The sequence below is a fragment of the Marinobacter sp. genome (assembly GCF_052094685.1).
GTDB lineage: Bacteria > Pseudomonadota > Gammaproteobacteria > Pseudomonadales > Oleiphilaceae > Marinobacter.
Window position 1 is genome coordinate 24,531 of record NZ_JBQDKB010000029.1, and the last position, 12,894, is coordinate 37,424.

The 12,894-nt window shown below is 56.5% G+C and carries 9 protein-coding genes; 5 read left to right on the forward strand and 4 right to left on the reverse strand.

Translation table 11 applies throughout. The features are described 5' to 3' along the window. Both ACTH3S_RS08015 and ACTH3S_RS08020 read left to right on the forward strand, forming a co-directional pair. On the forward strand, positions 1-711 hold a 711-nt coding region (locus tag ACTH3S_RS08015), incomplete at its 5' end, for a MotA/TolQ/ExbB proton channel family protein (protein WP_441808490.1). Positions 712-716: 5 nt separating this feature from the next. Beyond that, complete coding sequence (locus tag ACTH3S_RS08020; protein ID WP_441808491.1) at positions 717-1,664, forward strand: flagellar motor protein MotB; 948 nt, start codon at positions 717-719, stop codon at positions 1,662-1,664. Between the two features lie 40 nt (positions 1,665-1,704). Here ACTH3S_RS08020 and ACTH3S_RS08025 read toward each other — a convergent pair whose 3' ends face one another. From ACTH3S_RS08025 to ACTH3S_RS08040, 4 genes are all read right to left on the reverse strand, one after another. After that, complete coding sequence (locus ACTH3S_RS08025; RefSeq protein WP_441808492.1) at positions 1,705-2,802, reverse strand: lipocalin-like domain-containing protein; 1,098 nt, start codon at positions 2,800-2,802, stop codon at positions 1,705-1,707. Beyond that, positions 2,799-5,108 carry an FtsX-like permease family protein gene (locus ACTH3S_RS08030; RefSeq protein WP_441808493.1) on the reverse strand — a complete coding sequence of 770 codons (2,310 nt, stop codon included), beginning with the start codon at positions 5,106-5,108 and terminating at the stop codon, positions 2,799-2,801. Before ACTH3S_RS08030 ends, ACTH3S_RS08025 begins: the two co-directional genes overlap by 4 nt. Then, the gene (locus tag ACTH3S_RS08035) at positions 5,105-5,785 is read right to left on the reverse strand and encodes an ABC transporter ATP-binding protein (protein WP_441808494.1); all 681 of its coding nucleotides are present in this window, start codon (positions 5,783-5,785) and stop codon (positions 5,105-5,107) included. Before ACTH3S_RS08035 ends, ACTH3S_RS08030 begins: the two co-directional genes overlap by 4 nt. A gap of 192 nt (positions 5,786-5,977) precedes the next feature. Then, a complete protein-coding gene (locus tag ACTH3S_RS08040; RefSeq protein ID WP_441808495.1) occupies positions 5,978-7,972 on the reverse strand; it encodes a TonB-dependent receptor domain-containing protein in 1,995 nt (664 codons plus the stop codon). A 238-nt stretch (positions 7,973-8,210) separates the two neighbouring features. Here ACTH3S_RS08040 and gdhA point away from each other — a divergent pair, with 238 nt between their 5' ends. From gdhA to ACTH3S_RS08055, 3 genes are all read left to right on the forward strand, one after another. Then, positions 8,211-9,560 carry an NADP-specific glutamate dehydrogenase gene (gene gdhA, locus ACTH3S_RS08045; RefSeq protein ID WP_441808496.1) on the forward strand — a complete coding sequence of 450 codons (1,350 nt, stop codon included), beginning with the start codon at positions 8,211-8,213 and terminating at the stop codon, positions 9,558-9,560. Positions 9,561-9,577: 17 nt separating this feature from the next. Continuing rightward, positions 9,578-12,157 (forward strand): PEP/pyruvate-binding domain-containing protein, encoded by a 2,580-nt coding sequence (locus tag ACTH3S_RS08050; RefSeq protein ID WP_441808497.1) that lies wholly within the window; start codon positions 9,578-9,580, stop codon positions 12,155-12,157. A 73-nt stretch (positions 12,158-12,230) separates the two neighbouring features. Next, entirely contained in the window at positions 12,231-12,869 is a 639-nt protein-coding gene (locus ACTH3S_RS08055) for a hypothetical protein (RefSeq protein WP_441808498.1), read from the forward strand. The last annotated feature ends 25 nt before the right edge of the window (positions 12,870-12,894 follow it).

Below are 12,894 nucleotides of genomic sequence, written 5' to 3' on the forward strand. Positions count from 1 at the left end.
GGCGTGTCCCCCGATGTTTTTCTCAACTCGGCATCGCTGTTGATCGTTGTTGGGGGAACCCTGCTGGTGGTGCTGGCCAAATTCAGCATCCCACAGTTTCTTGGCGCCTTTAAAGCCGCGGCCCGGGCTTTCAAGTTCAAGCTCCCAGAAACCCAGAAAAGCATTGAAGAGCTGGTAGACGTAGCCAATGTCGCCCGCAAAGAAGGCGTTCTAGGGCTCGAAGGCCGGGAGGTCGGCTCGCCGTTTCTGAGCAGCGGTATCCAGATGCTGGTAGACGGCCAGAACGGTGACACCATCAAACTGCTCCTAGACAAAGAGCGCCTGATGACTCTTGATCACAACCGGTCTGGCGCCAAAGTATTCACCGCCATGGCCGATGTCGCCCCAGCTATGGGAATGATCGGTACTTTGATTGGTTTGGTGCAGATGCTCTCCAATATGGAAGATCCGAAATCCATCGGCCCAGCCATGGCGGTCGCTCTGCTTACCACGCTTTATGGTGCAATGATTGCGACCATGATCGCCACCCCTATTGCCGATAAACTGTCCCTTCGGATGACCGAAGAGGCTCGTCTGCAAATGCTCTATACCGACGCATTGGTGGCTATTCAACAAGGCACAAACCCGCGCGTTATCGAACAGATGCTCTCCAGCTATCTGCCGCCAAACCAGCGTGACAAAGCGCCTGAGGCGGAGGCCGCCAACGGATAAGCCCCATGGACGAGCTGCCAGAAGAGGAAAAACCGGGCATTCCCGCCTGGGTTGTTACCTTTGCCGACTTAATGTCGCTGCTGATGTGTTTCTTTGTGCTCCTGCTGTCGTTTTCTGAAATCGACGCCATGAAGTTCAAGCAAATTGCCGGTGAGCTCTCAAAGGCCTTCGGCGTTCAGCGAGAGGTACCGGCGCTAGAGATTCCCCAGGGTACCAGCCCAATTTTCGACAAGTTCTCGCCAGCGCCACCTGAGCCTACGCTGGTTAACGAGATAAAACAGACCACAACCGATCAGCAGCCAGAGCTGCAAACTCTGAAAAGCCCAACGGAAGAAGCTCTCGAAGCCGCAGCAAAAGAATCCCTAGAGAGTAGCGCCTCCCGCATTCAAGACGTTCTTGCGGAAGCCATTGAAGATGGTCGCATTATCGTAGAACAAGACCACGATCAGCACCGCATCGTCATTCGAGTAGAGGAAAAGGGCTCCTTCCCCTCTGGTTCGTCAGAGCTTACCTGGGAATTCGAAAGCCTGCTTTTTGAGATGGCGCAAGTACTGGCAGATATGCCCGGTAAGTTAACGGTAGAAGGGCATACAGATGACATTCCCATCAGAACGTCCCGCTTTTACAGTAACTGGGATCTGTCTGCTGCCCGATCAGCCGCCGTTGCAAACGTGCTGCTGGCCACCGGCGATGTTGAACCCACCCGTTTGGCCGTCAAAGGGTTGGCAGATACAGAGCCCCGAGTGGAAAACAGCTCTACCGAAAACCGCGCAAAAAATCGGCGCGTAGAAATCATTATCGACCTGTCTGACCCCATGAAAGAACAAGGCATGCGGCTCCGAGAATTGATTGAGAAAGATACCAGTAAGCGCGAGGCCATCATCGATATCGGCCCCGTGAACCCAGGTTTGGGTTCACGTTCAGAACCGGATGCGAACAGCATTACCTGGTAAACGGAACTCGTGGCAAACAGGGGCCCAGACAAATCAGCGCTCAGTCAACATACCCGGTCAACTCCATATAACCCTCTCCCTGATGGCTTCCAGACACACTCACCGGGCTTTCCCAATAGGGATAAAGCCCCCGATTGAGATAATCACCAAGCGGAGCACTCAGTTCCAGATCCACTTGATAGGCCGGCACGCTTAGCCGCCAGCGCACGGGTACACCTTTACGCTGATCCAGCGCCTGCAAGTTCAGTTCTTCAGAGTTCAAAGGAACAGGATCACCCTCTGCGGGCATCCAGGTTCCTGAGTAGAAGCTGCCGTTGTCATCCCGCAAACGGAAGGCCATCAGTTTGTCGCCGCTATCCAGATGCAATGCAAACCAGTCCCAGCCCTTCTGCCCGGTTTTCAGTAGCTGGCTGCTCCATTCCCGGTCAAACCAACCTTTGCCACTAACCGCCAACACTTCGCCATCCAGTGTTACCTGGCCGGTAATGGCAATGTCCACCAGGCTGAAGTACATAGAGCCTTCCCCGTTGGCGGATTTGGCGCTGAACCCTTCGTCACCGTGGGCCACAGGGGCGCCATCAATACTTAAAGTCAGATCATAGCTCCAGCCCTCACCGGTAGCTTGCAGTCTCCAGAGAGTGTTATCGGCATTGCCGGTCAGCCGCCAGTTGTCCAGCCACACCTGAAACGGAACGGCTGTAGCACCCGCATTGCCCACATCCCCACGGGCAAGCTTTTCTGAAAAGTAGTGCTGGCCCTTCCAGCTCACCGCCCCATGGGCCATCCAGGCGGCTTGCAGGGGCCAGCCTGTTGCAGCCGGCGCAGGCTCGGCAACGGCTCTGGGTTGGCGTGCCTGCCGGAACTGCGTCCACTGCACCCCCAAGGGATCGCCCGCCGCAGTTTCAAGATTCGCGGTGAGGTACCACCACTCAATACGGTGCTGTGGATGCGGGCCGAAGTCGGCGGGAAACGTCAGTCGATCGCCCGGGCCTGGCTGCAAATACGGCGTATTCGTGTTGGTGTTCCCTGTACGGCTTTTCTCAAGCCCGGCCAAACCAGCGAAGCCTTCATCCCCGGCATCTCCGGAACAGCCGGCCAACAACAAAAGAGCCAATGCCAAACTAAAGTGCCGGATCATCGCTCACCTCCCGTTAGAGCATTGGCGGATAACGGCGCAATGGCAGGTTTGCCAAGCTGACGGCGCATCAGCGCGGCGATGCTCAAGCCGATAACCAAGCTGAGAAGAGCGAGTTCCAGCCAGAATGCCGGATAAACCGCCATAGGCAGAGACCAGCCAAACGCCAGCGGGTTAATCCGGTGCACCAGCACCCAGGTGAGCCAGATGCCCAAAGGCAAAGCCAATGCGGCGATACCGCCGGTCAGCAATAATGCAAGCCGCAACAACTGAGCTGCGGCCTCCCGTTGCGGCAAACCCCAAACCACCAACAACCGGAAGTACCAGGCTCTTGTAGAGAAAAACACCCAACCCATCATCAGCAACGCCGAGGCCGCCAGAGTCAGGGTGAGTAGCGTCATAGCGCGAGTGAGTGCAAAGGTTTGATCAAACACGCCGGTGGCCAGCGCGCGGACAGTGTCGTTGTCCCTCAAGGCTACTGTTTGCACGCCCCAGACTTTCTCAAGTGCATCAGTAATGGGCGCAATTCCGGGCTCTCCGGGCGTAACGGATAGGCTCTCGAAACGAATGTTAAAGGTGTCCGGTAGGGTTTCGCCGTTCAACAGGACTTCACCGACAGGCCGACCATAATCTGGATAAACGCCCAACACGGATAGAGCTCGTGGCTGGTCACCGAGAATTAGCTGCAAGCGGTCGCCCACGGCCACCTTCTCCCTGCGCGCCAGCTGCTCGTTGATCATGATTCCTTCACCAGCCGCCAAGGCTTCCCAGGGGCGATCTGCTGCTTCCAGCAATGTCCATCCGCGTATCAGGGAGCTTACGGGAGTGAGCGCAAATACATCTACGCTCTGTTCGCGTGCATCACCCGCAGCTGCCAGCTGGGCGCTACCTCGAATCACTCGATGCCACTGCAAACCTGTAACCCTTGCCTGCTGGCTGGTGAGCCATTCGGTTGCCTGGGGGCTATTGGCCCCGGCCGGCACTTCAATGTAATACGCCGCCTCCAATCGCTGCGCCAGCCAGCGATCAAAGGTACTCTCAAAGGTGGTAACCAGAGCCTGAACCGCAAGCACCATAGCCAGCGCAAACTGCAGTGCAACCAGCGGCAAGGTCAGCCGGCGAACCAGAACAGCAAGCTCCCGGTAGCGCCACAGGGCAAGCGGTGCTTTCGAGTGGTTTGCACGCCAGTGAGCCAACTGCACGACGGCGGCGGGCGTTAGCCAACCGGCTCCGGCAAACACCAGAGCCACCGCAATAAACACCCAGAGCAGCGAGGGCGCCAGCCACCCCATAACCAGCCCAACTGCCAACAGAACTGCGGCCAAGCCGGCCCGAACGGGCAGCGGCAAAGAAAATCGCCCACGGAACCTGAGCAAAAGCAGATCCCCTAAGCAGGCAATCACCACCACCGCCAGCATAACCAGTACCGGCGTTAACCAGCCCTGCCCTTGTCCCGCATAAAGGGGTATATCAAACAGCCCATCCAGAGCCTGCCCAAACCCGCTACCCAGCGCTGCCGCCAGCCATCGGCCCAGCCATACGCCGGGCACCACACACACCAGCGCCAACACAAGAATTTCCAGCACCAGCCAACCCTGAACTTGCATGGGCGACACACCAAAACGCTGCAAAAGGGCAAAACTGTCACGGCGCTGCGCTAATCCCAGCAGGTAAACACTGCGCAACAGCAGAGCGGTGATCAGCAATACCAGCACCCCCAGCGCTTCAAGATTGAGCAGAAAACTGGCCCCGAGCTCGCCGGTGTCCGGGCTGGCTGAAAAGGTCGTCAGATCGTAATCAGGCGGCAGCTCAGCGGCTTTCGTGGTGTCAGACACCAGCAAATACAACCGGCTTTCGCGGGCACGGGTACCGGCAGCAAAGTGAACATCCACAAACGGCTTGCCATCCAGCGGCTGATCCACCGCCTGGGATGCATCGGCCCCGAAACAGTGGGCAGCCAATGGGTCGATTCCCACAAGGCGATTACCACTCTCTTCTGGGGTCACCTCCAGCCAGGGCATGACACAGACGCCGGCAAGCCGAAGTGAAACGAAGTCTTCAACTGCCAGAGCCTGGCCGTCGTCCCGCACCACTTGCTGGCGCTCCGCCACAGCACTCTCACTTTGAGCCAGGCTCACACGGGCTTGGCTGGTAAGATGGCTAACGCCCGTCCACAGCATGGTAGCGAGAAGAATCATGACCGCGAGAGCAAGCAGTTGCAGAGGATGACGTCGGTAGTGGCTGAGTAGAGCCTTAGGCATGAAGAGAGAAGGGTAAGGAGGCAAGAGGCGAGACAGAGAGCCGTTCATACGTCGCTCTGGTGGCCGAGATCCAGGTGCTGCTGGCAACCGGCGGCCAGCTCTGCATCGTGGGTGGCCAGAATCAGGCCGCAGCCGTGGCGGGCCTGTAGATCAAACAAGACCCTGGTAACCTCATCAGCCGTATGTCGATCAAGGCTTCCGGTGGGCTCGTCCGCCAGAATCAGAGCGGGCTCCATGGCAAACACCATGGCCAGAGCTGCCCGCTGACGCTGGCCACCGGATACCTGATCCGGATAGCGCCGGGCCAGTTCACCGATATCCAAGCGAGTTAGCCAATCGTCACTGTTTGCCGGATCACGGCCAGCAAGCTGGGCCCGCAGCCGCACATTATCCAGCAGCGTCAGGGCGGGCATCAGGTTCGCCTCCTGAAACACCACGCCAATATGCCGCCGGCGCAACGCCGACCAGCCTGCTGCCTTTCGCCGTGCTGTGGCACCATCAGCATCAAAAACCTGATCACGCAGCGCGATCGTGCCGGCATCCGGCAGTTCCAAGCCACACAGCAGATTCAACAGAGTGCTTTTGCCGGAACCGGAGCGGCCAGTCAGTGCTAACGACTGGCCTTGGCCGAGGGTAAACGACAGCGCTTCGACAACCGATACGGTTTCGTTGCCACTGGCGAAATGTTTGCTCAGGCCCCGAACAACCAGCAAGGGTTCAGTCATAATCTCGCCCCATCTTTTCGCCGGTGGTCATGCGTGTGCCCTCAAAAATACTGCCTTGGAGCATTATACGTTTGTTTTCAGAAGTTCATGCCAACCTGCTGGCCAAAAAAACCCCGTGCAGGGGAGTTAATCCCGCACGGGGCAGAATGTTACCCACTGGCTATGAGCCGCGGGCAACCGCCATTGCACGGTTTACCACCTGGCCGTCAGTGCCGCTCGCAGCACGCGCCCCGGCTCGTTCACACGCACCGCATCAGGATTGAACGGATCGGTGTTTGCGCGGCTCACGTGAGGCGCCCAGGTGTTATCAAACAGGTTATCCAAAGCCCAGTTGAAGGTGAGGTGTTCCATCAACGGGTGGCTGCCAGACAGGTTGAACACGCCGTATCCCGGTGATTCTCCCGCATCCAGCCCAGATAAGGGGTCGATGCGATCCTGGCGACGGGCCAGTTGCCACTGAGCTTCAATGCTGTGCCCCATGCGTTGCCAGCCCAACGTTTGCACAAACTGCACTGGAGGAATCTGCGCAAGGGCCTGACCATTATCACGGTTCTCACCGCGAACGGAGGCCAAAGTGCTGTTGCTGCTCCATGTGCCGTCGGTCCAGCCGACCATCATTTCAACGCCAAGTAGGCGGGCGTCAATATTTTCATAACGGGTATCCGCCGATGTTTCTTGATAGCGCCGCACAAAGTCATCTACCTGATCAACCCAAACGACCGGCTTCCAGCTCCACTGGTTTTTACTGCCACTCAGGGCCAATTCTGCTTTGTGGTGTTTCTCCGTATCCAGATCGGGGTTGCCAATCCAGCTACCTCCCATGGCGTTCCGGGCGAGATAGCGCTCAGTAACGCTCGGGCTACGCACACTTCGGCTGACGGTAAGGGTTAACGCCTGATTGTGCGGCAAGCGCCATTCACTGGATACAAACCCGCTTACATTATTGTCCTCGGATCCTACATCCGTCGTGCCGTATGCGCTCTGGTAAAGCATGGCTGGAGTCATGCCCATGCTAGCCATCTCGCCAGCTCTGGTGGCATCCATTTCCACACGGTCATATCGAACGCCGGCTCCAACCTTTACGTCTCTGGCAATACGCCGGAAACCCTCAGCAAACATTCCGACACGCTCACGTTCGACTCCCGGCCACATGAGTGACGCAGCCATGGGCATAGGGCCAGTAACGTTAAACAGCGTGGCATCCCAGTCGTTCATCTCCAAGTCTGCACCTACGGCCCAATCGGTTGAGCTATTGGGGCTCTGATCAAGGGTAAAGCGCAGGCCGCGGGTTTGTGTTGTGGAATCCGTCTGCATTTTCATCATACCCACCGGGCGCAGACTGAAGTTGTCCATAATGTGGTCAACATCCGCCTGCCAGGTCAGCAGGCTCCACTCGCCATCAGCGACTGGTGCACCGAACTCCATCCGGTACAGGTCCGTGTCAGTTTTTGGAGCATCCATACCGGAACCTGCGTATTTCACATCGCTTTCTTCCTGGCGGCTGACCATTCCTTTGATGAAAAAGCCATTTTCTGCAGTCCAGGCGGCATCGGCCCGGCCTTCGGCATTTTTATTAGCGCTGCGAACCTTGTTGTCATTGCCATCTTCGTAATCGTTGGCTTCATCGTAGCCGCCAGACAACCGCAACCAAGCTTGCTCGCTACCTACAGCAGCGGCGGCATTGACCAGTTTTCCGTTGCCATTGCCTGAGCCACCAATCGTCACTTGGCCGGTCGTTGCGTTGCCATTGAACTGCGGGTCAGCGGTTGTGGCTATCACCTGCCCACCAGCAACAGGGCCCCAGCGTAAGGTGCGGTTATTGGTTCGTACTTCCAGAGCCGGTGCCAAGGCGCTGCTCAGGCGGCTGGTTGGCGGGTCCATCCGGCTGGGACAAGCTCCTTCCACCCGAATGCCATCCAGCAGTAGATCCACTCTTTCCTGGCTTTGCCCTCGCACCACGGGATCCAGGCCACGCCCTCCCATTCGGGAGAGAGATACGGAAGGGTCGGATGCCAACCGATTTATCGGCTCACTTGCCAATACCGCATGGGCGTTACCACTGAGCCGCCCCTCAGTTACCCGAATGACCGCGTTTTCCCCGGCAGCCTGTGCCGACACAAATGCGGGAACCCCTGCAAAACCAATCATCGCGATCTGTGCATATCTGGCAAACGCTCGTTCCTTCATACTGCTATTTCCCCGTGGGCGGGCCTGTCTGAATCAAAAGGTTGAACGGATGATAAACGGGCTTGCCTCCGCGCGCGTGAGACACAATGCCGCATCCCTCTGGAGGTATCTGCCCAGCCCTCACTGGAGGGCCTCACTTGCCAAACGGGCCGCAATATGGTCAAATCACCGCCCCCTTTTTCCGACGCAGTCTTTTCATTTTCCTGCAATAAGCAAGAACCGAAACAAGGAACACCCTATGACCGCCCGACTTGATGAGAAACTGGAACTTATTTACGAAGACGTTCTGCACCGCAATCCCGGTGAAAACGAGTACCACCAAGCTGTTCACGAGGTTTTAGAAACTCTGGGGCCTGTTCTGGTGAAGTACCCGGAATTTGCTGAGAAAAAAATCATTCAGCGGATCTGCGAGCCCGAACGCCAAATTATTTTCCGGGTGCCCTGGCAGGATGATAGCGGTGAGATCCATATCAACCGTGCCTTCCGCGTGGAATTCAACAGCGCTTTAGGGCCTTACAAAGGCGGCATGCGTTTTCACCCGTCGGTTTACCTGGGCATCATTAAATTCCTGGGCTTCGAGCAGATATTCAAGAACGCTCTGACCGGCCTGCCCATCGGTGGCGGTAAAGGTGGCAGCGACTTTGACCCCAAAGGCCGTTCAGACGACGAAATCATGCGCTTTTGCCAAAGCCTGATGACCGAGCTGTATCGCCACATTGGCGAATACACAGACGTGCCAGCCGGTGATATTGGCGTAGGCGGCCGCGAAATTGGCTACCTGTTCGGACAGTACAAGCGCATCACCAACCGCTACGAATCCGGCGTGCTTACCGGCAAAGGCCTTGATTGGGGCGGCAGCCGTGCTCGTACCGAAGCAACTGGCTATGGCACCGTGTTCTTTACCAATGAAATGCTGAAAGCCCGTGGCGACTCGATAGAAGGCAAAAAGATTGTTGTCTCCGGCTCCGGTAACGTGGCCATCTACGCCATTGCCAAAGCCCATGAGCTGGGTGCCACCGTTATTGCTTGCTCCGACTCCAGCGGATTCATCGTGGATGAGAAAGGCATTGATTTGGCCGTGGTCAAGCGCATCAAGGAAGTTGAGCGTCGTCGTATCAGCGCTTACACAGAGTTCCACAAAGACGCAAAATACGTTGAAGGTGGCAGCATCTGGTCTATTCCATGCGACATTGCACTGCCATGCGCTACCCAAAATGAACTGAACGCCAGCGACGCCAAGACTCTGGTTGAAAACGGCTGCATCTCGGTTGCTGAAGGCGCCAACATGCCGACAACTCCAGAAGGTATCGCTATTTTCCAGGACGCTAAAATAATGTATGGCCCTGGCAAAGCAGCCAATGCCGGTGGCGTAGCGACGTCTGCCCTGGAAATGCAACAGAATGCCAGCCGTGATTCATGGACCTTCGACTACACCCAGAAGCGTCTTGAGGACATCATGATCCAGATCCACAAGAACTGTTATGAAACAGCGGCTGAGTTCGGCTCCGAAGGCAACTATGTGCTGGGCGCCAACGTTACAGGCTTTATTAAAGTAGCTCGGGCTATGGCCTCTATGGGCGTTATCTGATCACGGAGCCTTAGCTCATGACCCAGGCCGATGGAAACTCACAGGATGAAAGACGGGTTTCCACCGGCCTGACGGGGCTAGACGATCTGCTTGATAGCCTCAGAATAGGCGACAACGTTGTCTGGCGGATCAGCGATTTGGATGATTATCGCCGTTTTGTCACCCCGTTTATCGAGTCTGCGGCGTCTGCAGGGCGCCGTATTATCTACCTCCGTTTTGGCCAGCACCCTCCGCTGGTGTCCGCTGGACAAGCCAACATTCATATAGAAAGTATCGATGCCCTTGGCGGTTTTGAAGCCTTCACTGGTCGTGTCTGGCGTTTGATCGAAGAGCATGGCCGGGGCGCGTTCTATGTTTGCGATTGCCTGAGCGATCTGCTCAATGCCTGGGCAACCGATGCCATGGTTGGCAACTTTTTTCGGGTAGTCTGCCCCTTTCTCTATGAACTGGAAACCGTCGCCTGGTTTGCGCTTTATCCCGACCGGCACTCGCGTACGACGCTAGACCGTATCCGGCAGACAACTCAGGTGATGGTTGATGTTCACCGCCTAGGGGAAGACGTTCAGATTCAGCCCATTAAAGCTTGGCGCCGGCAATCTCCCACCATGTTTCTGCCGCACCGGGAGCAAAACGGCCACTTTATACCAGTCACCGACAGTAGTGATGCAACCCGCCTTCAAGCCGGGCTGGAACTGGCCCAACTAAACCGTCAACCGCTGCTGGACTACTGGGATCGCTTGTTTCTTCAAGTTGCCCACGCCCTTGAAGCCGACGACCAAGAACAAACTACCGATGTACTGAATCGCGTATTAAACGTTCTGATTAGCCGGGATCCACGCATGCTGGATCTTGCCAAACGTTACCTCAGCCTTGAAGACCTGCTCGCGATACGCACCAGAATGATTGGCAGCGGCTATATCGGCGGCAAAGCCACAGGCATGCTGATTGCCCGCAGCATCCTGCTCGCCAATCAACCCGATATCTGGCAGGAAAATCTGGAACCCCATGATTCCAGCTACCTGGGCTCAGATGCTTACTACGCATTCCTGGTACATAACGGCCTCTGGCCAGCCATCATGCGCCAACGCTCAGCTTCCGGTTACCTTCCTGAGGCAAAAAATCTGCGCGAACGCCTACTTGCCGGCCAATTTCCTCCGGAAATACGGGTGGAACTTGAGCGACTGCTGGATCACTATGGCCAATACCCGATTCTGGTACGTTCAAGCAGCCTTCAAGAAGACGGGTTTGGAAACGCATTTGCCGGCAAATACGACAGTGTTTTTCTGGTAAACCAAGGTGCACCAGAAGTTCGGCTTTCGGCGCTGGAAGATGCCATTCGCCAAGTGTACGCCTCCACCATGAGCGAAGACGCACTGGTGTACCGAAAGCAAAGAGGGCTGGATCAGCGAGAAGAACCCATGGCGCTGCTGATTCAGCGGGTTAATGGCCGCTTCCACGGGCGCTATTACTTGCCAGACGCCGCCGGCGTAGGCGTCTCTCGTAATACCTTTGCCTGGGATAGCAATATGGACCCGGCCGCCGGCATGGTTCGCCTGGTTATGGGGCTAGGCACCCGTGCCGTCGATCGAATTGAAGGCGATCACGCCTGCGTTATGGCGCTGGACTACCCCAGCCGCCAGCCGTTTCGCAACCAGGATGAAACCTATCGTTTTTCCCAACATCTTCTGGATACACTGGATTTACGGGAAGGCAAGCTGGCCACGCACCCTTTAAGTAACCTTGCCCAGGAGGCAGCCAGCCTCCCCCTGAGCCATCTTGGCGAAATAGACCGGACTGCCAGCCGACGAGCACATGAACTGAGTCTACCCGGCCCCGTGTGGCGCCTGACATTCCAGCCGCTGGTGCGTAAAAGCCAATTTATTGGCCGCCTGTCAAACCTGCTAAAAACCCTGGAGGCAGGTTATCAGCACCCGGTGGATGTTGAATTCACGCTACACCTGAACAGCGAGGGCGAGCCAACATTCAACTTGGTACAATGCCGCCCTCTGGCCACTATCGGTGAAACCAAAGCCGCGGCTCTTCCCTCTGAAATCCCCGACCAACAACTGCTGTTCCGCACGCGCGGCCATTTTATGGGCGGCAATATCAATCTCAGCATTCAACGTGTAATCAGGGTGGATGCGACCGTGTACAGCCGACTGAACCTCAGCCAACGGTACGAGGTGGCCCACCTTGTGGGCGAGCAGATACGTCAAAGCGACGACAAAACCATGCTTATTGGCCCCGGTCGTTGGGGCACAAGCAGCCCGGAACTGGGCGTCCCCGTGCGTTTTGCCGACATAGCAGGAGCGTCTGTGCTGGTTGAGGTGGCCGAAATGGACGGAGAGATGGTGCCAGACCTGTCTTATGGCTCACACTTTTTTCAGGATCTGGTGGAAACTGAAATTGCTTATGTCGCGCTGTTCCCCAATGGCAGAAACTGCATCTATCAGCCAGACCGGCTCCCCGGCACCATCACTCACAGAACACAGTTTTCTCCAGAACAGGCTATACAAGCCTTTGATCTGCGTACAAAACCGTTGCAACTAACGGGCGATGTCGTCAACCAGGATCTGGTTTGCTACTTCCAGAATTGATTTTCGTCAGAATGGCGCCAGAACCCATCGTTTGTTTTACTGCTACCAACCCTGCCCTGCTAGAATTCACCGCATGGAATGGCTCACTCACTCTCAAACCGGTTTTCAACAGGCGGCCCGCTATCTGCTGGGTATGCGCCTTGCTGTTGTTGGCCTTCAGCTTGTTGCTATTGCAGTGGCGGAAACCGTTGTCGCCCTTGCCCACCGAGCTGAAGCTCTCATGCTTTGCCTACTCTACGGTATTCTCGCAACCCTGGGCTGGCTCTGGTTTACCCGCAGGCCACCGCGCGCTCCGTCCAGCGTAAGCGCAGGCTTAGCTCTTGATCTGGCCTTGATCGGCGGCTGGCTTTTTCTAACCGGTGGCTACACCAATCCGCTAGTTTCTTTGTTGTTACTGCCTATCGCTGTGGGGATTATTCTGGTTCCCCTCAGTCAGAGCATTGCCCTGACCCTATCGGGGATTGCCGTCTACACAGCTCTGGTTATCTGGCACTCACCTATCACCCATGATCATCACAATGCCAACCTGGCTCAGCTGCATCTGGCCGGCATGTGGGTAACCTTCGCCATGACGGCTGCGATTTTGCTACTGGTAGTGGGTGCGCTGGCACGGCGTATACACCAACAACAAACGCAGCTATCCACCATCCGGGAAACGCGGCTTCGGGATGAACAGATTATTGCTCTAGCAGCCTGTCGGACTTGCACCTGACAGACAGCGTTTAAAGTGATCTTGT